Raw genomic sequence first — 22,657 nt, 5'->3', positions numbered from 1 at the left:
GGGCTGCGCAGGGGACGCCGTGAATACGTCCCTGTAGGCTCGGGCGCGCCATCCATGGCGCTTACGCCCCTGCGCAGCCCACCCACCCGGCCACGGACAGGTTCCTGCGCGGCCAGCCACGGAAGACAGAACAAAAAATCAAAAGCAAACGCCGGTCGCTTCGCTCTTCAATGCCTGATTTCTGAAATTTTCCTGGTTGCCGGCCAGCGGCCGGCACTACCGGGGAGCATCCACGCATGGCGTGGATCTACCCCAGATCGCGGAAATCTGTCGAAGGCGGGGCGGTGGGGGCCAGCAGGACCGTTGGCGCCATGGATGGCGCCATCGAGCCCCCATGGAGGGGTTTACGGCGTGTCCTGCTGGCCCCCACCGCCCCGCCAGCCCACAGCAACCCAGCTTTTGCTCTGGCCGTTGCCGTTGCCCTGGCCTCGGCGGGTGCCGGGCGCCGCCCGGCAGAGCCCTTCCCCCGCTTCCGGTACAATGTCGGGCCCGTTTCCCAACTACGGTTCCCCGGACATGATGGTCCTCGAGGGCGCGCCCGCCCTGTCGCCGTTCCGCCGCGAACGTCTTGAATCCCGCCTGCAGTCCATCGCTCCCTCCCTGCGCATCAGCGGTGCCTGGCACGTCTACTTCGTGCAGCCCGAAGGCAGCGCCGCCCCCGACCTCGCCACGCTGTGCCGCATCCTCGAAGCTGCGCCGCAGGCCGAGGCCCTGGCCGAAGGCGCGGTCAGCCGCATCGTGGTGCCGCGCCTGGGCACGCTGTCGCCGTGGTCGAGCAAGGCCACCGAGCTGGTCCGCGGTGCCGGGCAGCCGGTGAGCCGGGTCGAGCGTGGCCTGCGCATCGACGTGCAGGGCTGGCCGGCCGATGCCGCCGCCCAGCAGGCGCTGGTCAAGGCACTGCACGACCCGATGACGCAGTCGGTGCTGGAGACCGTGGAGCAGGGCCAGGCGCTGTTCTCGGCGCCGGCCCGTGGCGAACTGGAACGCGTGCCGGTGGACCAGCTGGAGGCCGCCAACCAGCGCCTCGGCCTGGCCATGGCCCAGGACGAGATCGACTACCTGCGCGAACGCTTCACCGCGCTGGGCCGCGCGCCGTCCGATGTCGAACTGATGATGTTCGCGCAGGCCAATTCCGAGCACTGCCGGCACAAGATCTTCAACGCCAGCTGGACCATCGACGGTCAGGAGCAGGACCGCTCGCTGTTCCGGATGATCAAGAACACCCACCAGCAGACCCCGCAGCACACGCTCAGCGCGTACAGCGACAATGCCGCGGTGATCGAAGGCCATCCGGCGTCGCGCTACCGCCCCGATCCGGCCAGCGGCGAGTACCGCCGCGAAGCACAGGTGCCCAGCGCGTTCCAGATCAAGGTGGAAACGCACAACCACCCGACCGCGATCGCGCCGTTCCCGGGCGCATCGACCGGCAACGGTGGCGAGATCCGCGACGAAGGCGCGACCGGCCGTGGTGGCAAGCCGAAGGCGGGCCTGTCCGGTTTCTCGGTCTCGCACCTGCGCATTCCGGAACTGCCGCAGCCGTGGGAAGCGCCGCGCGCGCTGAACCCGCGGATGGCACCGGCACTGGAAATCATGACCGACGGCCCGCTGGGCGGCGCTGCGTTCAACAACGAATTCGGCCGCCCGAACCTGCTCGGCTACTTCCGCAGCTTCGAGCTGTCGGAAGGCGCCGATCTGGTCCGCGCCTACGACAAGCCGATCATGCTGGCCGGTGGCCTCGGCGCGATCGATCGCGTACAGGTTGACAAGATCCCGCTGCAGGCCGGTGATGCGGTCATCGTGCTCGGTGGCCCGGCGATGCTGATCGGCCTGGGCGGCGGCGCCGCCAGTTCGGTGGCCTCCGGTGAAAGCGCCGAGGACCTGGACTTCGCCAGCGTGCAGCGCGACAACCCGGAAATGGAGCGTCGCTGCCAGGAGGTCATCGACCGCTGCGTGGCAATGGGTGCCAACAACCCGATCAAGTTCTTCCATGACGTCGGTGCAGGTGGCCTGTCCAATGCCATCCCCGAACTGCTGCACGACTCGAACGTCGGTGGTGTCATCGACCTGGGCAAGGTGCCCACCGATGACCCGTCGCTGTCGCCGATGCAGCTGTGGTGCAACGAATCGCAGGAACGCTACGTGCTCGGCGTGGCCCAGGAGCGCCTGGCCGAGTTCGCCGCGCTGTGCGCGCGCGAGCGCTGCCCGTTCGCTGCCGTTGGCGTGGCCACCGCTGAAGAGCACCTGGTGGTCGCCTACGGCGCCGTGCCGGGCCACACCCCGGCCGATGCGCCGATCGACCTGCCGATGGACGTGCTGTTCGGCAAGCCGCCGAAGATGCACCGCGACACCGCGCACCCGCCGGCACCGCGCTGGCCGGCGCTGAAGACCGGCGGCCTGGACCTGCAGGACGCCGGCCTGCGCGTGCTCGCGCACCCGACGGTCGCTTCGAAGAACTTCCTGGTCACCATCGGTGACCGCAGCGTCGGTGGCCTGACCGCGCGCGAACAGATGGTCGGCCCGTGGCAGCTGCCGGTGGCCGACGTGGCGATCACCCTGGCCGACTTCGACGGCGTGGCCGGCGAAGCGATGTCGATCGGCGAGCGCACCCCGCTGGCCCTGCTCGATGCGGCTGCTTCGGCACGCATGGCGGTGGGCGAAGCGCTGACCAACCTGTGCGCGGCCCCGGTCGATGCGCTGGATGAGATCAAGCTGTCGGCGAACTGGATGGCCGCGGCCGGCCACCCCGGCGAAGACGCGCTGCTGTACGACGCGGTGAAGGCGGTGGGCATGGAACTGTGCCCGCAACTGGACATCAGCATCCCGGTCGGCAAGGACTCGCTGTCGATGCAGGCGCAGTGGCACGACCAGGGCGAAGCGCACAAGAGCGTGTCGCCGGTGTCGCTGGTGATCTCGGCGTTCGCGCCGGTGGCCGACGTGCGCCAGCAGCTGACCCCGCTGCTCGACCGTGATGTGGACAGCGAGCTGTGGTTGATCGGCCTCGGCGCCGGCAAGCAGCGCCTGGGCGGTTCGATCCTGGCGCAGGTGCATGCCGACCACGGCGACCTGCCGGCCTTCGCCGGCGCCGCACCGGACCTGGATGACCCGCAGCGCCTGCGTGGCTTCTTCGAGCTGATCCGCGATGCGCGCCAGGCCGGCCTGCTGCTGGCTTACCACGACCGCAGCGACGGCGGCGCCTTCGCCGCGCTGTGCGAAATGGCCTTCACCTCGCGGCTGGGCCTGGACATCACCCTCGATGCCTGGGGCGACGATCCGTTCCGCAGCCTGTTCAATGAAGAGCTGGGCGCGGTGGTGCAGATCGCCCGCGAAGACCGCGCCGCCTTTGCCGACCTGGTCGAGCGCCATGCACTGATCGAGTGTGCACAGCGCATCGCCAAGCCGACCACCGCACCGGTGGTGCGCGTGTCGCTGGCCGGCGAGAACCTGGCCGAATGGCGCTGGGAAGCGCTGTTCGACGCCTGGTGGTCGGTCACCCACGCGATGCAGAAGCGCCGCGACAACCCGGCCAATGCCGATGCCGAGCGCGAGATCGCCCGTGCCTTCACTGCGCCGGGCCTGAAGCCCAAGCTCAGCTTCGACCTCAATGAAGATGTGGCCGCCCCGTTCATCAGCACCGGCGCGCGTCCGCGCGTGGCGGTACTGCGCGAGCAGGGCGTCAACGGCCAGATCGAAATGGCCAACGCCTTCGAACGTGCCGGCTTCCGCGCCTTCGACGTGCATATGAGCGACCTGATCGAAGGCCGCGTGGCATTGCAGGACTTCACCGGCCTGGTCGCCTGCGGTGGCTTCAGCTACGGCGACGTGCTGGGTGCCGGCCGCGGCTGGGCCACCTCGATCCTGGAGCGCAGTGCGCTGCGTGATGCCTTTGCCGCGTTCTTCGCGCGCGAGGACAGCTTCGCGCTGGGCGTGTGCAACGGTTGCCAGATGATGAGCCAGCTCAAGGGCATCATTCCGGGGGCCGAACACTGGCCGCAGTTCCGCCGCAACGCCAGTGAGCAGTTCGAAGCCCGTACCGCGCTGCTGGAAGTGGTGGAGTCGCCGTCGATCCTGCTGCGTGGCATGGCTGGTTCGCGCCTGCAGGTGGCGGTGGCGCATGGTGAAGGCCAGGCCGTGTTCGACAATGCCGTCGACCAGGCAGCCGCTCGCGTTTCGCTGCGCTACATCGATGGCAACGGCAACGTGGCCAGCCAGTACCCGCTGAACCCGAACGGTTCGCCGGACGGCATCACCGGGCTGACCAGCAGCGACGGCCGCGTCACCATCATGATGCCGCACCCGGAACGCACGCCGCGCGCGCTCAACATGAGCTGGGCGCCGGCCGAGTGGCAGGGTGACTCGCCGTGGATGCGCATGTTCCGCAACGCGCGGGTATGGTGCGGCTGATCGCAGCGTTCTGCGCAGGCCGCAATGCCGCTGCGTACGGAAAAACCCGCCGTTGATCGGCGGGTTTTTCTATGCGCGCGTGAAACTCCTGTCCCGACCGCTAGTTACATCGATTTTCATGCGGCGGAACTTCGTCACGCTTGCCTAACAAAACACTTTCATAAACAGGTGAAAGGGTGAACTGCTTCACGGCAATAGGATTTGTCGTGTCAAAGTCTTGACGATTTGGAAAGTTGCCGTTAACACTTGAACCCCGTTTCAGAATCATTCATTTCGCAGTAACCGGTTGGCGCACGCGCTCGGTTTTCTGTCGCTGCGCGCCGTTCGGCAATACCCCGCAGTAAATCACGCGAATAAACGCCCCCAGGGGACGTTGGGCCGGAAAGCCCAGCGGTGGCGTTGCTTTGCCCAAAACCAGTCCAATCAGGAGCCGTACCGATGAATCGGATTTATCGCAAGGTCTGGAACAAAGCATTGGGTCAGTTGGTGGTGGCCTCGGAACTGGCTTCCTCCGACAGCAGCAGTGGCGGGGTCGTCGACCAGCGCCGCGATGCGACGCAGGCCACGCCCGCACTGCTGGCGGTGGCACTGGGCCTGGTATTGGGGTTGGGCGTGAGCGGCACCGCCGCAGCACAGTCGGTGCAGATCGGCGGCAGCGCCACCTGCGTGGCATTCAGCGGCAAGCTGCTCGAAAAGTGCCTGATCGAAGGCTCGGCCAGCGCTAAGGGCAGCAACGCGGTGGCGATCGGCAGCAACAGCAGCGCCACTGCCGCCAACAGCGTAGCGCTGGGCGCCGGCTCCAAGGCCACGCGGGCCAACACGGTGTCCGTGGGTGATACCGGCAAGGAACGCCAGATCACCAATGTTGCCGCAGGCACCCAGGCCACCGATGCGGTAAACAAGTCACAGCTGGATGCGCAGGCGCGCGCCACGCAGGCCGCGCTGGCCGATGTCGCCGCAGATGGAAACCGCTATTTCAAGGCCGACGGCGCAGGTGATGACAGCGACGCGGCGAAGATCGACGGACAGGGCGCGGTTGCGGCGGGTGCGGGTGCACAGTCGCTGGCCAACGCCACCACCGCCATCGGTACCCAGGCCATTGCCGCGGGCCTGGGCGCAAGCGCGTTCGGCCAGGGCGCATTGGCGATCGGTGATGCCAGCGTAGTGGTCGGGCAGAGCGCTGCCGCGTTCGGTCTTGGTGACACCGCCGTCGGCGCCAGTGCCTATGCCGCAAGCGAGAATGGCGCGGCCACCGCACTGGGTGCCTTGTCCGAAGCCACCGCCGATGGCGCGACCGCTGTCGGCGGCGGTGCCGTGGCGATGGGCCCGGGCAGCACCGCATTGGGCCGCGGCGCCACCGCCGCCAACGAAGCGTCGATCGCAGTCGGTGCGTTCAGCACTGCTGTCGGTGAATACAGCACCGCGCTGGGTTCGAATTCCGCTGCGGTTGCCACCGGCAGCGTGGCGCTGGGCGCGGGTTCGCTGGCCGACCGCGTCGATACCGTGTCAGTCGGTGCCGCCGAATACGGCCTGACCCGGCAGATCACCAGCGTTGCCGCAGGCACCGAAGACAACGATGCAGTCAATGTCGGCCAGCTGAAGGACGTGGCCGCCGTGGCCGATGCCACCGCCAAGCGCTTCCAGGCCACCGGCAGCAGCAACAGCGATGCCGGTGCACTGGCCGAAGGTGACGATGCACTGGCGGCCGGCGAGGCCGCCAATGCCCTCGGCAACGGCACCACGGCCGTCGGTGCCGGGGCAACGGCGGTCGCGCAGAACGCGACCGCCGTGGGCAACAACGCACTGGCCTCGGGCCAGAACAGTGCCGCGTTCGGCAACAACGCGCAGGCCAACGGTCCAGGCAGCGTTGCCGTGGGTGGTGCTGCGGTGGATGCCGATGGCAACCCGCTGATCACCAGTGGCGGCGTACCGGTGGAAACCGGCGCGACCAGCGCAGGCGTCGGTGGCACCGCGGTGGGCGCCAGTGCCGAAGCCAGCGGATTTGCGGCGTCGTCCTACGGTGTGGGTGCCTATGCGGCCGGCGCGCAGGCATCCGCGTTCGGTGCGGTGGCCAATGCCATCGGCGACTATTCCACCGCACTGGGTACCCAGAGCAATGCGACCGGCACCAGCAGTGTCGCCATCGGTGGCCCGGCCGACCTGATTCCCGGCCTGGGCTTCTTCGTGCAGACCCAGGCCAGCGGCGAAGCCGCGACCGCCGTTGGTGCCGGCGCCATCGCCAGTGGTGATCGTGCGGTGGCCAACGGCAGCCTGAGCGAAGCCTCCGGTGCTGAAGCCTCCGCTGTTGGCTACTTCGCCTATGCACCGGGTGAGAACGCCAGTGCGCTGGGCGCGCAGACCTGGGCCAGCGGTGCGCAGAGCACTGCAGTGGGTTACTACGCCACCGCACGCGGCACCAACAGCGTCGCGCTTGGCGCGAACTCCGAAGCAGTGCGTGCCAACAGCGTGGCCGTTGGCAGTGCAGGCAACGAGCGGCAGATCACCAGCGTTGCTGCGGGCAGCGAAGCCACCGATGCCGTGAACAAGGCGCAGCTCGATGCCGTGGCCAGCACCGCCGACAGCACCGCGCGCTTCTTCCAGGCACAGCCGGAAGCCGACAGCGATGCCGGCGCGCTGGCCGAGGGCAAGGGCGCCGTCGCCGCCGGTTCGTCGAGCAATGCGATCGGCGCCGGCGCAGTAGCCCATGGCGCGGCTGCGTCGGCCATCGGCGATGACAGCGTGGCCGTGGGCCGCAACAGCGCAGCCACCGGCAATGGCGGTGTCGCCATCGGTGGCCTCGGCCAGGCCTACGACGAGTTCAACCAGCCGATCATCGGTGCCGATGGCACGGCACAGCAGGTGGGCACCACTGCCGTCGCCGATGCCACGGCGGTGGGCAGTGGCGCGCAGGCCACCGGGGCTGCCAGCAGCGCCTTCGGCAACGCGGCCAAGGCCAGTGGTGACAACAGCTTCGCCGCCGGCGGCAAGTCGCGCGCTACCGGCAGCTATGCGGTCGCGGTCGGCGACAGCGCCTTCGCCAGCAGCGATGACAGCACCGCAGTAGGCGGCTACAGCTGGGCCACTGCCAGTGGTGCAGCAGCATTCGGTTCGGGTGCATGGGCCACCGCCACCAATGCCTCGGCGTTCGGTAATGCGGCGTGGGCCAGTGGCAGCGGCGCCACGTCCATCGGTTACAACAGCTGGGCCAACGGCGCCAGTTCCACGGCGGTCGGCCGCGGTGCCTTCGGCTATGGCGACAACAGCGTGGCACTGGGCTTCCAGGCGCTGGGCAACAGCATCAACAGCATCGCCATCGGCACCAATACAGTGGCCGGTGGTGAAAGCGCGATCGCGCTTGGCGCCGGCAGTAACGCCAGCGCCAGCAACGCTGTCGCGCTCGGTGCCGGTTCGGTTGCCAGTCGTGCACGTACGGTATCGGTGGGTAGCAGCGGCAACGAACGCCAGGTCACCAACGTCGCCGCGGGCACCCAGGCCACCGACGCAGTGAACAAGGCACAGCTGGATGCGGTTGCGACCACCGCCACCACCACCAGCCGCTTCTTCCAGGCCAGCGGCAACGGCGACGACGTAGCCGGTGCACTGGTGGAGGGTGACAACGCACTGGCGGCCGGTGATGCCGCCAACGCCATCGGCAATGGCGCCACCGCACTGGGCAGCGGCGCCAACGCGCTGGCCAGCAACGCACAGGCGCTGGGTTTCAATGCACTTGCAACCGCGGCCAACGCCAGCGCTGTCGGTGCCAACGCACAGGCCACGGGCGAGTACGCCACCGCGCAGGGTGCGGAAAGCGAAGCCAGCGGCGAGCAGAGCGCGGCGTTCGGTGCGGCCAGCATCGCCAGCGGCGTCGGTAGCACTGCCAATGGCGTGCTGTCCGAAGCGTCCGGCGAAGAAGCCGTGGCCGTGGGCTACTTCAGCAATGCCAGCGGCGACGCGGCCACCGCTGTCGGCAGCGAGAGCGTGGCCAGTGGTACGGCGTCGGCGGCCTTCGGTATCGGTGCCGAAGCCAGCGGCGGTTACAGCACTGCCATCGGTGGTTATGCACAGGCCTCGGCCTTCAATGCCACCGCGTTCGGCAACTTCGCCAATGCCTCCGGTTCCAACAGTGTGGCGATGGGTGGCGATTCGGAAGCCTCCGGCGCCTACAGCACCGCCACCGGCCAGGGCAGCCTGGCGACCGGCACCAACAGCGTCGCCGTCGGTGGTTCGTTGTTCGGCGTGCTGGCCACCGAGGCCTCGGGCAACTACTCCACCGCGGTGGGTGGTGGTGCCTGGTCGGGCGGCATCAACAGCACCGCGCTGGGCAATGCCGCCGAATCGCGCGGTGCCAACAGCGTGGCGCTGGGTGCCGATTCGATCGCCGATCGCGACAACACCGTGTCGGTGGGCGGCGGTGGCAACACCCGCCAGATCACCAATGTGGCCGATGGCACGCAGGGCAATGATGCGGTCAACAAGAACCAGCTCGACGCCGTCGCCGCGGCAGCGGAAAAGACCCGCCGGCAGTTCCAGGCCAGTGGCAACGCCGACGGTGAAACCGGCGCGCTGGTGGAGGGTGACAACGCGCTGGCGGCCGGTGATGCGGCCAACGCGATCGGCAACGGTGCCACCGCGCTCGGCAGCGGTGCCAATGCGCTGGCCGCCAACGCCACCGCGGTGGGCATCGATGCGCTGGCCACCGGCAGCAACGCGGCTGCCCTGGGCAGCACGGCACAGGCCACCGGCGAGGACAGCCTGGCCCTGGGCAGCGATGCCGGCGCCAGCGAGGTTGGTGCAAGCGCGGTGGGTGCGCGTGCACAGGCCAGCGGCGCCTACAGCACAGCCACAGGTACAGAAGCCAATGCCAGCGGCGGGCAGGCGCTCGCCAGCGGTTTCCGCAGCGCGGCTTCGGCTGATGGCACCACCGCGGTGGGTGGCTACGCCGAAGCCAGCGGTCGCCTCGGCACCGCCCTGGGCTATGGCTCGGCGGCCAGCGCTGCCAACACCACTGCAGTCGGCTTCGGTGCCGCGGCGGCCGGTACCGGTGCCGTTGCCGTGGGTCAGTCCAGCGAAGCCAGTGGCGAGGAGAGCGTGGCCATCGGCGGCAGCACCTTCTTCGGCCTGATCCCGTCGCGTGCCAGTGGGACCGGTGCGGCGGCGTTCGGCGCCGGTGCATGGGCCACCGAGGACTACGCGACCGCGATTGGCTGGAACTCGTGGGCGGCAGGCAGCAGCGCCACCGCGCTGGGGGCCAACGCCACCGCCAATGGCAGCAACAGCGTCGCGCTCGGTGCTGGCTCCAAGGCTGACCGTGACAACACCGTAGCCGTCGGCAAGGCCGGCGGTGAGCGCCAGGTGACCCACGTCGCGGCGGGCATCGAAGCCACCGATGCGGTGAACAAGGGCCAGCTGGATGCGGTCGCCAGCGTCGCCGACAAGACCAACCGGCAGTTCCAGGCCAGCGGCAATGCCGATGGCGAAGCCGGTGCACTGGTCGACGGCGACAACGCACTGGCTGCCGGCAATGCGGCCAATGCCATCGGCAACGGCGCCACCGCGCTGGGCAGCGGCGCCAATGCCATGGCCGCCAATGCCACTGCCGTGGGCTTCGATGCGCTGGCCACCGGCAACAATGCGGCGGCGCTCGGCAACGCGGCGCAGGCCGGAGGTGTCGACAGCGTAGCCGTGGGCAGTGGCGCCAGCGCCAGCGAACTCGGCGCCAGTGCTACCGGCGCCGGTGCCCAGGCCAAGGGTGCCTACAGTACCGCCAGCGGTGCGCAGGCCACGGCCAGCGGCACCCAGTCGCAGGCCAGTGGTTTCCGCGCCAATGCCTCGGCCGATGGTGCGTCTGCGCTGGGCAGCTATGCCGAGGCCAGCGGTCGCCTGGGTACCGCGGCCGGCTACGGCAGCAAGGCAACCGGCGCCAATGCCACGGCGGTAGGTGTGAGTGCCACCGCCAGTGCCGCAGGCAGCGTGGCGTTGGGCGCGGGCTCGGTCGCCGACCGTGCCAACACTGTGTCGGTCGGCAGCGCGAGCAGTGATCGTCAGATCACCCGTGTCGCTGCCGGTACCGAGCGCACCGATGCGGTCAATCGTGGCCAGCTCGATGCGGTCGCGGCGACCGCCGATGGCACGGCCCGCTACGTCAAGGCCACCGGCGCAGGTACCGCCAGTGCCAACGGCAGCGATGCCGCCGCGATCGGTTCGGCAGCCACTGCCAGCGGCGCACGCAGCAATGCCCTGGGTGCCAATGCGATGGCCATCGGCAACGGTGCCCTGGCACTGGGCACCAGCGCCGGCGCATCGGGCGCGAACTCGGTGGCGCTGGGTGCCGGTTCGCGTGCACTCGATGCCAACGTGGTGTCGGTCGGCGGTGGCAATGGCACCGATGGTCCGGCCACGCGCCGCATCGTCAATGTGGCCGATGGCCGCATCGCCGCCGGCAGCAGCGATGCCATCACCGGTTCGCAGCTCAACGTCACCAACCAGCGGGTGGGCGCGGTGGAAACCCGCGTCGGTGATTTCGATTCGCGCATCGCCACCGTGGAAACCACGGCGGCCAGCGCAGTCGGCTATGACGACGCCAGCCGTGACCGCCTGACCCTGTCCGGTTTCCAGGGCACCACCATCGACAACGTCGGTGCCGGCAGCATCGCTGCGGGCAGTCGCCAGGCGATCAACGGCGGCCAGCTGTTCCAGTCGCTCAGTGATGCCGCCAGCTTCCTCGGCGGTGGTGCCAGCGTTGGCATGCAGGGTGTGTTCGTGGCGCCGAACTATGTGATCCAGGGCGCCACCTACAGCAATGTCGGCGATGCGCTCGGCGCGCTGGACCGCAAGGTCAGCGAGATCGACCGCCGCACCGCCGGTGGCACGCGTGCCGGGACTGCCAGCCTGCGCGCAATGAGTACCCCGCTGGATGACAGCCCGCTGGCCAGCGCCGCTGATGCACCTGCAACGGCCGACGCGGCACCGGCCGGCACCGCGCGCGTGCAGGGCACGCCGACCGCCGCCGCCGCCGGTGCCGGGATTCCGGTCGGCACCCCGGCGACGGGCTTCAATGCCGTCGCCATGGGCGAGGGCGCCGTTGCCAGTGGCGCTTCGTCCACCGCCATCGGCCAGGGCGCCAATGCCAGCGCGGCAAACGCGGTGGCACTGGGGCAGGGCTCGGTTGCCGATCGTGCCAACACGGTCTCGGTGGGCAGCGAAGGCAACGAGCGCCAGGTCACCAACGTGGCGGCCGGTACCACGGCCACCGATGCGGTCAACAAGGGCCAGCTCGACCGTGGCATGGCCACGGCCAACAGCTACACCGACAGCCGCGTCCAGGCCGTCGCCGACAGCTTCGATGTGTTCAAGGGCGAAATCGACGGACGCCTGCGCCACATGGATCGTCGCATCGACCGCCAGGGGGCGATGAGCGCGGCGATGCTCAACATGGCCACCAGTGCCGCCGGTATCCGCACCCAAAACCGGGTCGGCGTCGGCATTGGCTTCCAGGGCGGCGAGTCGGCGTTGTCGCTGGGCTACCAGCGTGCGATCAGCGATCGCGCCACGGTGACCTTCGGTGGTGCCTTCAGCAGCGACGACAGCTCGGTTGGCGTCGGTGCCGGCTTCGGCTGGTAAGCCACTCCATCGCGCCGACGGCCACCCACGCCGGCGCAGCACCTGCAGTGAGGGCCTGGGGGGAGGTCACGGCAATCCCGGCTGGGCCGGCCGGGAGTCGTCAAGGAATGATGGCCGCAGTGTTGGTTCGATCCATGACCCAGAAGAGGAATTCGACGTGATCAAGAAGCAGAACCTTCGCATCAATGTGCTTGCCGCCGCCGTGCTGTCGATGACGGCTGTCGGTGCCGTCCACGCCGCTGGACTGCCGACCCGTGAACCGGTGCGCCAGGCCAGCACCGCCCAGCCGGGAACCGAGCGCATCATCGTCAAGTACCGGGCCGGTGCTGCTGCCGCCACTGACCGCTCGGCGAAGCTGTCCACCGTGCAGTCCGCACTGACCCGTGCCAGCCTCTCCGGCGGCACATCCCGCGCCAGCACGCTCGGCCCGCAGGTGGTCCGCAAGCTGTCTACCGGGGCGGACCTCATCCGTGTGCAGGGCCGCCTGGCCCCGGCCGAACTGCAGCGCGTACTGAAGGAGCTGAAGGCCGACCCGTCGGTGCAGTACGCCGAAGCCGACGTGAAGCTGCGCCGCACCGAACTGCGTGCCGGCAACGTACAGCCGGCGCTGGTGCCGAACGATCCCTTCTACCAGCAGAACCAGTGGCATCTGCATAATGCGGTCGGCGGCATCAACGCACCGGCGGCATGGGATGTCTCGCAGGGCGAGGGCATCGTGGTGGCGGTGATCGATACCGGCATCCTGCCGCAGCATCCGGACCTGGTCGGCAACCTGCTGGAGGGTTACGACTTCATCAGCGATGCGGAGACCTCGCGGCGCCCGACCAACGATCGCGTGCCGGGTGCGCAGGACTACGGTGATTGGGTCGAGAATGACAACGAGTGCTATGACGGTTCGCTGGCCGAGGACAGTTCCTGGCACGGCACCCACGTCGCCGGCACCGTGGCCGAGCAGACCAACAACGGCGTCGGCATGGCCGGTGTCGCCTACAAGGCCAAGGTACTGCCGGTGCGCGTGCTCGGTAAGTGCGGTGGCTACCTGTCCGACATCGCCGATGCGGTGGTCTGGGCATCGGGTGGCACGGTGGCCGGCATTCCGGCCAACACCAATCCGGCCGAGATCATCAACATGAGCCTGGGGGGCGGTGGCGCCTGCGCCAGCACCTACCAGGACGCGATCAACGGCGCGATCTCGCGCGGTACCACCGTGGTGGTGGCGGCCGGCAATGAAGCCGACAACGCGTCCAAGTACCAGCCGGCCAGCTGCGAAGGCGTGGTGACCGTGGGTGCCACCCGCATCACCGGTGGCATCACCTACTACTCCAACTACGGCACCCGCGTGGACCTGTCCGGTCCGGGTGGCGGTGGCAGTGTGGACGGCAACCCGGGCGGCTACATCTGGCAGACCGGCTCCAATGCGGCCACCACGCCGGAATCGGGCACGCCGGGCTACATGGGCATGGGCGGTACCTCGATGGCCTCGCCGCATGTGGCCGCCGTTGCCGCGCTGGTGCAGAGCGCGCTGATCGCCAAGGGCAAGGATCCGTTGACCCCGGCCGCGATGCGTACCCTGTTGAAGGAAACCGCACGTCCGTTCCCGGTCACCATTCCGGCGGCGACCCCGATCGGTACCGGTATTCTCGATGCCAAGGCCGCGCTGGCCAAGGCACTGGAAGAACCGTGCACCGAGAACTGCGGGCCGGTGGCCACGCCGCTGACCAACAAGGCCGCCGTCGGTGGCCTGAACGGTGCCGCCGCCAGCAGCCGCCTGTACAGCTTCGAAGCCGTCGCCGGCAAGCAGCTCAGCGTGATCACCTACGGTGGCACCGGCAATGTCTCGGTCTACATCGCGCAGGGGCGTGAACCGAGCGCCAGCGACAACGACGCCAAGTCGACCCGTCCGGGCACGTCCGAGACGGTGCGGGTGAACAAGCCGGTGGCCGGTACCTACTACATCAAGGTAGTCGGCGAAGCGGCCTACAACGGCGTGAGCATCCTTGCCACGCAGTAAGCTGGAACTGTCGTAATTGAATGGCCGAAGCCCGTCATCCCGTGTGACGGGCTTCGTCTTTTTACGAAAGGTGGTGGAGGGGCGGCGGAAATCATGGCTTAACTGTTAAAGTCGAGCCGATTGACAGGAGAGTCATGTGAACGCGCTTGCTGCTACCGCCGCTGCCGACAACGCTGAAGGCCGCATCCTGGATGCGCTGCAGGCGCGCGGCCGGCTGAAGGAAGGCGATCTGGCACGTGCGCGGCCGCTGCACGCAGAGGCCGGCGGCAGCCTGCTGGGCCTGCTGGTGCGGCTGGGGCTGGTGTCCGAGCGTGACCAGGCACAGGCCAGCGCCGAAGTGCTGGGCCTGCCGCTGCTGGAAGGCAAGCAGCTGCCGGAAGCACCGCCACAAGGGCTGGCGGAAGGCCTGCCGTTGTCACTGCGCTTCCTCAAGCAGTTCCACGTCTGCCCGCTGGCCCTGGATGAACAGGGCGTACGGCTGTGGCTGGCCGACGCCCATGATCCCTACCCGCAGCAGGCGGTGCAGCTGGCACTGGGCGTGCCGGTGACGCCGGTGCTGGGCATGCGTGCGGAGATCGATGACCTGGTTGAGCGCTGGTTCGGCCAGGGCCGCAGCGCGATGGGCGCGATCGTCGAAACCGCCGATGGCGAGGGCGGTGCGGTCGATGACATCGAGCACCTGCGCGACCTCGCCTCGGAAGCGCCGGTGATCCGCCTGGTCAACCTGGTGATCCAGCGTGCAGTGGAGCTGCGCGCGTCGGACATCCATGTCGAACCATTCGAGAGCCGGCTGAAGGTGCGCTACCGCGTCGACGGTGTACTGGTGGAGGGCGAAAGCCCGCCGGCCAACCTCACCGCGGCGGTGATCAGCCGCATCAAGATCATGGCCCGGCTCAACATCGCAGAGCGCCGCCTGCCGCAGGATGGCCGCATCATGCTGCGCGTGCAGGGCAAGGAGCTGGACCTGCGCGTGAGCACGGTCCCGACCGCGCATGGCGAAAGCGTGGTGATGCGATTGCTGGACCGCGAAACGGTGGTGTTCGATTTCCACCGCCTCGGCTTCACCGATGCGTTCCTGCCGCAGTTCCGCAAGGTGCTGGAGCAGCCGCATGGCATCCTGCTGGTGACCGGCCCCACCGGCTCGGGCAAGACCACCACGCTGTATACCGCGCTGAGCCAGCTCAATACCGCCGACGTCAAGATCATCACGGTCGAAGACCCGGTGGAATACCAGATCGAGGGCATCAACCAGATCCAGGCCAAGCCGCAGATCGGCCTGGACTTCGCCAACGCCCTGCGCAGCATCGTGCGCCAGGATCCGGACATCATCATGATCGGCGAAATGCGCGACCTGGAAACCGCGCGCATTGCGATCCAGTCGGCGTTGACCGGCCACCTGGTGCTGTCCACCCTGCATACCAACAACGCAGCGGGTGGCATCACCCGCCTGCTCGACATGGGCGTGGAAGACTACCTGCTCACGTCCACCATCAACGGCATCCTCGCCCAGCGCCTGGTGCGCCGGCTGGAACCGACCCACGCCGAGCGCTATGAGGCCTCGCCGGAGGAAATCGAACGATTCGAACTGCACCGCCTGCAGCCGGAAGGGCCGATCCACCTGTATCGCCCGAAGCCCTCCGCGCTGGCGCCGACCGGTTATCTCGGCCGCACCACCATCATGGAATTCCTGGTGATGAACGATGCGCTGCGGCGCGCGGTGATGCGCCGCGATGGCATGGGCGAGATCGAACGCATCGCCCGCGAAGCGGGCATGCGCACGATGTACGAAGATGGCCTGTCCAAGGCCCTCAGTGGCCAGACGACCATCGAGGAAGTCCTGCGTGTCACCGAGGAAAGCTGATGCGCGCAGGACGCCGGGGCTGACATGCCGACCTACCGTTACAAGGCACTGAATCCGCACGGCGAGATCTTCGACGGGCAGATGGAAGCGGCCAGCGAGGCCGAACTGGTCGCGCGCCTGCAGGACCAGGGTCATCTGCCGATGGAAACGCAGCTGGCCGATGGCGGTGCGATCGGCGGCAGTACCTGGCGCAACCTGTTCCGCCAACGGCCGCTGCAGGGCGCGGCATTGCTGCAGTTCACCCAGCAGCTGGCGACACTGCTCGGTGCAGGCCAGCCGCTGGATCGCGCGCTGTCAATCCTGCTCGGCCTGCCGGAAGACGAACGCTCGCGCCGTGCGATCACCGACATCCGCGATGTGGTGCGCGGTGGTGCGCCGCTGTCGACCGCACTGGAGCGCCAGCATGGGTTGTTCTCGCGCCTGTACGTGAACATGGTGCGTGCCGGTGAGGCCGGCGGCAGCCTGCACGAAACCCTGCAGCGCCTGGCCGACTACCTCGAACGCAGCCGGGCCCTGCAGGGCAAGGTGATCAACGCGCTGGTGTACCCGGCCATCCTGCTGGTGGTGGTGGGCGGTGCGCTGCTGTTCCTGCTCGGCTACGTGGTGCCGCAGTTCGCGCAGATGTACGAGAGCCTGGATGTTGCGCTGCCGTGGTTCACCAACGCGGTATTGCAGCTGGGCCTGTTCGTGCGTGACTGGTGGGTGTTGCTGCTGGTGGTGCCGGCAGTACTTGCGCTGTTCTTCGAACGCAAGGCACGGCAACCGGCCTTCCGGCTGGCGCTGGATGGCTGGCTGCTGCAGCGTCGCAGCATCGGCCGCCTGCTGGGTGAACTGGAAACCGCGCGGCTGGCCCGCACGCTGGGCACCCTGCTGCGCAATGGGGTGCCGCTGCTGGGTGCCCTGGGCATCGCCCGCAACGTACTGGGCAACCGCGCGCTGGCCGCCGATGTGGAAGCTGCCGCGGATGAAGTGAAGAATGGTATCGGCCTGTCGCTGGCACTGTCGCGCGGCAAGCGTTTCCCGCGCCTGGCACTGCAGATGATCCAGGTCGGCGAGGAATCCGGTGCACTCGATACCATGCTGCTGAAAGCGGCCGATACCTTCGAACAGGACAGCGCCCGGCGCATCGACCGCCTGCTGGCGGCGATGGTGCCGGCGATCACCCTCGTACTGGCCTCGGTGGTCGGCGCGGTGATCGTCGCCGTGCTGGTGCCGCTGTACGACCTGACCAATGCCATCGGTTGACGATGGATCCCTACGCAACCCCGACACTCCGCAACTGAAAGGACCGACCATGATTGCTTCCCGTCGACCGATCCGCCTTTCCTTCACCGCCGCGCGCAACCAGTCGGGCATGAGCCTGCTGGAGATCATCATCGTCATCGTGCTGATCGGCGCAGTGCTGACCCTGGTCGCCAGCCGCGTGCTGGGTGGCGCCGACCGCGGCAAGGCCAACATCGCCAAGGCACAGGTGCAGACCGTCGCATCCAAGGTCGACAACTACCAGATCGATACCGGCAAGCTGCCCGGCTCACTCAATGATCTGGTGACTGCACCGGCTGGCGTCGGTGGCTGGTTGGGCCCGTATGCCAAGCCGGCCGATCTGAACGATCCGTGGGGCCATGCGCTGGAATACCGCACGCCGGGCGAAGGCCAGCCGTATGAGCTGATCAGCCTGGGCAAGGACGGCAAGGCCGGCGGCAGCAGCGTCGACGCTGACATCCGCTACCAGCCGTAACCGGGCATGTCGCATTTCCTGCCGCGCCGGTTGCCACGCCCGCGCCTGCCCGGCAGGCGCGCAGCGGGCCTGTCGCTGCTGGAAATGCTGCTGGTGATCGCGCTGATCGCCGCGATCGGCCTGATCACCGCTGCCGGCCTGTCGCGCGGTTTTGCCGGCATGCAGCTGCGCAGCGCCGGCAAGGACATCGCCAACCAGCTGCGCGTGGTGCGCGCGCAGGCGATCGCCCGGGGCGAACCGCAGCGCTTTGTCATCGAGCCGGCCAAGCGGCGCTGGGAAGGCGCCAACCAGCGCCACGGCGACGTGCCGGCACAGCTGCAGGTCCAGTTCGAAGGCGCCGCGCAGCTGGCCACCGCGCCAGGGCAGGGCGTGATCGAGTTCCATCCCGACGGCGGCTCCAGCGGCGGTCGCATCCGGCTGCAGCGTGAAGATGCCGAATGGCGCATCGACGTGGGTTGGCTGACCGGTGAGGTCCGCTCCGGCCCCTGGCGGGCGCAATGAAGCGGCGCGCCCGCGGCTTCACCCTGCTGGAAGTGATCATCGCCTTTGCCCTGCTCGGGCTGGCGCTGACCCTGCTGCTGGGCAGCCTGTCAGGCGGCGCCAGGCAGGTGCGTGAGGCCGAACTGCGCACGCGCGCAATACTGCATGCGCAGTCGTTGCTGGCCGAAACCGGCGTCGCCACGCCGCTGCAGGTGGGCAGCCAGCAGGGCGACTGGGAGCAGGGACGCTACCACTGGGAACTGCAGGTGCAGCCGTGGGTGGAGCCACGTGCAGGCAGCGTCGTGCAGACACAGTCAGCCGGTGCCCCCTGGCTGGCCGAACTGCAGCTGCAGGTGCGTTGGGGTGACAGCGAACGCGAGCAGCTGCGCTGGCGCAGCCTGCGCCTGCTGCCGCCGGATCTGGAGCGTGCGCGATGACGCGCCGTGCTGCAGGTTTCACGCTGGTTGAAGTGATGCTGGCCACGGTGCTGTTGGCCGGTGGCCTGGCGCTGGCGTTCGCCAGCGTGCGCTCGGCGATGGCGGTCAGCCAGCGTGGCGAGCAGATTGCGGCCGAGAGTGAGCGCATGCGCGCGGTGCAGGCCCTGTTGCGGCGGCAGCTGGCCGGTGCGCTGCGCACGCCGCTGGAAGTCCCCGATCCCACCCGCGAACCGATCTTCTTCCAGGGCGAAGAACAGCGCATGATGTTCGCCGCTGATCTCCCGGGTTACCTCGGCCGTGGCGGAGCCTACCTGCACGCGCTGCAGGTGGACGGCCGCGATGGCCAGCAGCGCCTGCTGCTGGACCTGGTGCTGCTGCAGGAAGGCGAGCGCATCGCCGAAAATCCGCCGCGCCCACCGGAAGTGCTGGTGGAGAACCTGAAGTCGGTGCAGCTGCGCTATCGCGGCATCGATGCCAGTACCGGCCAGATGAGCGACTGGATGCCGCGCTGGGACGATACCCGTCGTCTGCCGATGCTGGTGGAGATCCAGATCGTGCCCGCCAAGGGGGCGCCCTGGCCCACGCTGGTGGTGGCACCGCGCGCTGGCGGCAGCGGAGGCGCGCGATGAACCGGCAACACGGTGCGGCACTGGTCCTGGTGCTGTGGTTGATCGCATTGATGACCGCGCTGGTCGGTGCGTTCGCGCTGAGCGCACGGGTCGAGCATCTGCAGCAGCGGGTGCTGGATGACGACGCACGCGGCCAGGAACGGGCGCGCGCCGGCCTGGAGTACGCGCTGCTGCGGCTGTCCGCCGATCCGCTGCGGGCGCCCTGGCGTGCCGATGGCCGCACCTACCGCTGGCAGTTCGATGACGCCAGCATCGAGATCAAGGTGCTGGACGAGAACGGCAAGATCAACCTGAACCTGGCCGACGTGACCCTGCTGACCGCGTTCCTCAAGGCGCTCGGCGAAGACGAAGGGGCGGCCCGGCAGATGGCCGGCGCCATTGTCGACTGGCGTGATGAAGACAGCCTGCTGCAACCGGGTGGTGGCGCCGAAGCGCCGGACTATGCGGCGGCCGGGTTGCCGTATGGCCCGCGCAACAAGCGTTTCGAGACGCTCGGCGAACTGCAGCGGGTACTGGGGATGCGCGGTCCGCTGTACAAGGCCATGCTGCCGCACCTGACCCTGTACAGCCGCCAGGCGCGCCCGGATCCCCAGTTCGCCAGCGCGCCGGTGCTGACCGCACTGGGCCTGGATGCGGATACCGTGCTGGCGCAGCGCGCGCAGCAGGAGCGTGACGCAGATACCGCTGGCGGTGCGACAACGCTTGCCAGCAGCAGCGGCACCTATAGTATCGAGTCTCGTGCAACCGATGGCAGTGGACGCCGGTCGGTGTTGCAGGCAGTGGTACGCAATGGCTCGGGCGGGGTTCCCGGGCGGTCCTACACAGTGCTTCGCTGGGAGCAGGGAATGACAGCAAGATGACGGCATGGCAGGACAGTGTGCGGCAGGTGCAGGGCCGGATCGGCCCTGGCGCCGGCCGTTTCCTGCGCTGGTGGCGGCAATCGCTGCTGGCCTGGGTGCCGGCGCGTTGGCAGTGGGCACTGGGCTGGGCGCAGGCGCGCCTGCTGCTGCAGCGCCAGGGTGACCAGCTGCAGGTCTGGCGAGAGGCCGGTGAGCGCCGCGAAGCGGTGGCCAGCGTGCCGTGGCCGCTGTCGCCGGCCGAACTGGACCGCGTGCTGGAACCGCGACTGCGCAGCCTGCCGCGGGCGTGGCTGCTGCCGGCCAGCGAAGTACTGCGTCGTCATCTGCGCCTGCCTGCGGCTGCGGCCGACCGCCTGCGCGCCGTGGTCGGTTTCGAGATCGACCGCCAGACGCCGTTCGAATCCAGCCAGGTCAGCTATGACGTGCGTGAACTCGGGAGCGCGGCCGAAGGCCAGCTGCAGGTCGAACTGGTTGCCTGGCCATTGCGCCAGCTTGAAGCGTGGCGCGCCAGCGTGGGCGAGTGGGCCGATGCGCTGGCCGGTGTCGATGCCATCGACGCCCACGGTGACCCCCTGCAGGTGAATCTGTTGCCGCCGGGGCAGCGCCAGCTGCGGGTGGATCCGACGCGGCGCTGGAATGTGCTGCTGGCCGTGGCCGCGCTGGTGATGCTGGTGCTGGCGGCCCTGCAGCTGCTCGACAACCGCCGTGCCGCCGCCGATGAGCTGCGTGCGCAGGTTGAACGCAGTGCGCGCAGTGCGCGTGGTGTCGCCAGCGAACGCGCGCAGCTGCAGGCACTGATCGATGGTGCCGCATTCCTGGAAAAGCAGCGCAGCCAGCGCGCCGGAACGGTGGAAATCTGGAATGAACTGACCCGGCGCCTGCCGGAGGGCACCTACCTGGAAAAGCTGGCCATCGAGAACAACAACCTGCAGCTGATCGGCCTGAGCCGCGAGGCCTCGCAGCTGGTGCAGCTGCTGCAGGATGCGCCGCAGTGGCGCAAGGTCAATCTGACCGGCGTACTGCAGGCCGATGGCGCCGCCAGTGGCCGTGACCGCTTCACCATGACCGCCGAACTGCAGCCGTTGCCGGCTGCGGCCCCGACCCGGGAGGCGGCCGATGCCGATGCCAAGCGCACGCCGTGACCGCTGGCTGGCACTGGCGCTGCTGCTGGCAGTGCTGGGCCTGGCCTACCTGCTGCTGGTGCACCCCTGGTTCACCCAGCCGCTGCGCGAAATCGATGCCGACGTGGCCGCCCTGCGCGAGCGCGAACAGCGCGTGCAGGCGCAGCTGCAGCAGCAGCCGCAGATCGAACAACGCCTGCGCGCCACCCGCGAGGCACTGCAGCAGCGGCCGGGCTTCCTGCGTGAAGCCACCGCCGAAGCTGCAGCCGCTGCGCTCGGCGCGAAGCTGCAGGATGCGGTGGCGATGGCCAGCCCGGGCAACCGCAGCTGCACCATCAGCAACCGCACGCCACTGACCGACAACCGTCGTGACGCCGAGTTCGTGCGCGTTGCCATGCAGGTGCGCCTGCGTTGCGGTGTGGCCGAACTGGCCACGGTGCTGCACAGCCTGGAAACCGGCAGCCCGCGCCTGTTCGTCGACAACCTCAACCTGATCGCGCAGCGCTTCCAGCAGTCGCCGAATGAATCCGGGCTGGGCCTGGACGTGTCGTTCGAACTGGCCGGCTACCTGCTGCCCGGTGCCGCTGCCGATGGCGCTGCGCCGGCACCTGCAGCCGAGCCGGGCGCGGCGCCGCAACCGCCTTCGGCTGCACCGGCACCCTCACCGGCTGTGCCGGAAGAGGGGCAGGAGGTGGCCGATGAAGCTTGAGCAGATCAGCCTGCGCACCGGTTTCCTGCTGGCACTGGCCGGCTGGGCGGCAGCGGTCTGGCTGGCCACCGGCTTCGGCCTGGGCAGCCAGCTGCCAGGTGCGGATGGCGATGCCGATGCAGTGCCTTCGTTGCCGGTGCTGCCGCCGTTGGCCGCAGAACGCATGGCCAGCGCCGACAGCTACAGTGCCATCGGCGAGCGACCGCTGTTCGCCGAGGACCGCAGGCCGAAGCCCTACCTGCTCGGTGGCAGCGAGCCTGCCGCCAGCGCCGCGCTGCGCCTGACCGGCGTGCTGCTGACCGGCGACTTCGGCATGGCCACCTTCACCACCGAACAGAACCGTTCGTTGCGCCTGCGCCTCAACGGTGAAGCCGTCGACGGCTGGCAGCTGGTGGCACTGCAGCCGCGCCAGGCCACCGTGATCGGCCCCGGTGGCAACCAGGTGCTGGAACTGGCGGTCTTCAACGGCCAGGGCGGTGAGCCGCCGACCGTGCTGCGCGGCCCCAACGGTGCGCCGTCGGCAGGTGCGATCGTTGTGCCGCCCCCGGCAGGTGCTCCGCCGACACCGCCGCCGGCTGCGGCAACCCCATCGCCGTCGCCTGCTGCCAGTACGCCCGCGCCCTCGGCTGCGGCGGCCGCCACACCGCCTGCCACCAACAACGGCCCCAGCGAAGCGCAGATGCAGGCCATCCGCGAACGCATCCAGGCCCGTCGCCGCCAGCTGCAGCAACAACAACAGCAGCAACAACCGTCGCCGCCCCCGGGCGATGGCACCAACCGATAGAGTGAA

The 22,657-nt window shown here is 68.8% G+C and carries 13 protein-coding genes; all 13 read left to right on the top strand.

Going from position 1 to position 22,657, the window contains the following annotated elements:
* The first annotated feature begins 516 nt into the window (after positions 1–516).
* Positions 517–4,401, top strand: a complete 3,885-nt coding sequence (gene purL, locus RI032_RS06145) for a phosphoribosylformylglycinamidine synthase (protein ID WP_322547997.1) — start codon at positions 517–519, stop codon at positions 4,399–4,401.
* A 438-nt stretch (positions 4,402–4,839) separates the two neighbouring features.
* On the top strand, positions 4,840–12,021 hold the full coding sequence (locus RI032_RS06140) for an ESPR-type extended signal peptide-containing protein (protein ID WP_322547996.1): 7,182 nt from the start codon (positions 4,840–4,842) through the stop codon (positions 12,019–12,021).
* 157 nt (positions 12,022–12,178) lie between these two features.
* Positions 12,179–14,032: a S8 family peptidase gene (locus RI032_RS06135; RefSeq protein ID WP_019338022.1), complete on the top strand. Its 1,854-nt coding sequence runs from the start codon at positions 12,179–12,181 to the stop codon at positions 14,030–14,032.
* 136 nt (positions 14,033–14,168) lie between these two features.
* Positions 14,169–15,893 (top strand): type II secretion system ATPase GspE, encoded by a 1,725-nt coding sequence (gene gspE, locus RI032_RS06130; protein WP_322547995.1) that lies wholly within the window; start codon positions 14,169–14,171, stop codon positions 15,891–15,893.
* 24 nt (positions 15,894–15,917) lie between these two features.
* Positions 15,918–17,138 (top strand): type II secretion system protein XpsF, encoded by a 1,221-nt coding sequence (gene xpsF, locus RI032_RS06125; protein ID WP_322547994.1) that lies wholly within the window; start codon positions 15,918–15,920, stop codon positions 17,136–17,138.
* Positions 17,139–17,187: 49 nt separating this feature from the next.
* The gene (gene gspG / locus RI032_RS06120; RefSeq protein WP_010482031.1) at positions 17,188–17,631 is read left to right on the top strand and encodes a type II secretion system major pseudopilin GspG; all 444 of its coding nucleotides are present in this window, start codon (positions 17,188–17,190) and stop codon (positions 17,629–17,631) included.
* A gap of 6 nt (positions 17,632–17,637) precedes the next feature.
* Positions 17,638–18,132: a type II secretion system protein XpsH gene (xpsH, locus tag RI032_RS06115; protein ID WP_322547993.1), complete on the top strand. Its 495-nt coding sequence runs from the start codon at positions 17,638–17,640 to the stop codon at positions 18,130–18,132.
* Positions 18,129–18,548 carry a type II secretion system protein XpsI gene (gene xpsI, locus RI032_RS06110; protein WP_010482027.1) on the top strand — a complete coding sequence of 140 codons (420 nt, stop codon included), beginning with the start codon at positions 18,129–18,131 and terminating at the stop codon, positions 18,546–18,548. Before xpsH ends, xpsI begins: the two co-directional genes overlap by 4 nt.
* A complete protein-coding gene (locus RI032_RS06105) occupies positions 18,545–19,177 on the top strand; it encodes a type II secretion system protein J (RefSeq protein ID WP_010482024.1) in 633 nt (210 codons plus the stop codon). The genes xpsI and RI032_RS06105 overlap by 4 nt, the downstream gene beginning before the upstream one ends.
* Positions 19,174–20,037 carry a type II secretion system minor pseudopilin gene (locus RI032_RS06100; RefSeq protein WP_010482023.1) on the top strand — a complete coding sequence of 288 codons (864 nt, stop codon included), beginning with the start codon at positions 19,174–19,176 and terminating at the stop codon, positions 20,035–20,037. Before RI032_RS06105 ends, RI032_RS06100 begins: the two co-directional genes overlap by 4 nt.
* Entirely contained in the window at positions 20,034–21,179 is a 1,146-nt protein-coding gene (locus tag RI032_RS06095; protein WP_019338027.1) for a PilN domain-containing protein, read from the top strand. Before RI032_RS06100 ends, RI032_RS06095 begins: the two co-directional genes overlap by 4 nt.
* Positions 21,154–21,867 (top strand): type II secretion system protein GspM, encoded by a 714-nt coding sequence (gspM, locus tag RI032_RS06090; RefSeq protein WP_010482015.1) that lies wholly within the window; start codon positions 21,154–21,156, stop codon positions 21,865–21,867. The genes RI032_RS06095 and gspM overlap by 26 nt, the downstream gene beginning before the upstream one ends.
* Positions 21,857–22,651, top strand: coding sequence for a hypothetical protein (locus RI032_RS06085; RefSeq protein WP_322547992.1), 795 nt, complete (start codon positions 21,857–21,859; stop codon positions 22,649–22,651). Before gspM ends, RI032_RS06085 begins: the two co-directional genes overlap by 11 nt.
* Positions 22,652–22,657 lie beyond the last annotated feature (6 nt).

The sequence above is a fragment of the Stenotrophomonas geniculata genome, from assembly GCF_034508895.1.
GTDB lineage: Bacteria > Pseudomonadota > Gammaproteobacteria > Xanthomonadales > Xanthomonadaceae > Stenotrophomonas > Stenotrophomonas geniculata.
Note: the sequence above shows the minus strand (reverse complement) of the source record. Positions and strands in the feature narration are given on the sequence as shown.

What these genes read in the sequence shown, in the direction of transcription:
- purL (WP_322547997.1), top strand. Translation starts at nt 517, where the DNA reads ATGATGGTCCTCGAGGGCGCGCCCGCCCTGTCGCCGTTCCGCCGCGAA.
- RI032_RS06140 (WP_322547996.1), top strand. Translation starts at nt 4,840, where the DNA reads ATGAATCGGATTTATCGCAAGGTCTGGAACAAAGCATTGGGTCAGTTG.
- xpsF (WP_322547994.1), top strand. Translation starts at nt 15,918, where the DNA reads ATGCCGACCTACCGTTACAAGGCACTGAATCCGCACGGCGAGATCTTC.
- gspG (WP_010482031.1), top strand. Translation starts at nt 17,188, where the DNA reads ATGATTGCTTCCCGTCGACCGATCCGCCTTTCCTTCACCGCCGCGCGC.
- xpsH (WP_322547993.1), top strand. Translation starts at nt 17,638, where the DNA reads ATGTCGCATTTCCTGCCGCGCCGGTTGCCACGCCCGCGCCTGCCCGGC.
- xpsI (WP_010482027.1), top strand. Translation starts at nt 18,129, where the DNA reads ATGAAGCGGCGCGCCCGCGGCTTCACCCTGCTGGAAGTGATCATCGCC.
- RI032_RS06105 (WP_010482024.1), top strand. Translation starts at nt 18,545, where the DNA reads ATGACGCGCCGTGCTGCAGGTTTCACGCTGGTTGAAGTGATGCTGGCC.
- RI032_RS06100 (WP_010482023.1), top strand. Translation starts at nt 19,174, where the DNA reads ATGAACCGGCAACACGGTGCGGCACTGGTCCTGGTGCTGTGGTTGATC.
- RI032_RS06095 (WP_019338027.1), top strand. Translation starts at nt 20,034, where the DNA reads ATGACGGCATGGCAGGACAGTGTGCGGCAGGTGCAGGGCCGGATCGGC.
- gspM (WP_010482015.1), top strand. Translation starts at nt 21,154, where the DNA reads ATGCCGATGCCAAGCGCACGCCGTGACCGCTGGCTGGCACTGGCGCTG.
- RI032_RS06085 (WP_322547992.1), top strand. Translation starts at nt 21,857, where the DNA reads ATGAAGCTTGAGCAGATCAGCCTGCGCACCGGTTTCCTGCTGGCACTG.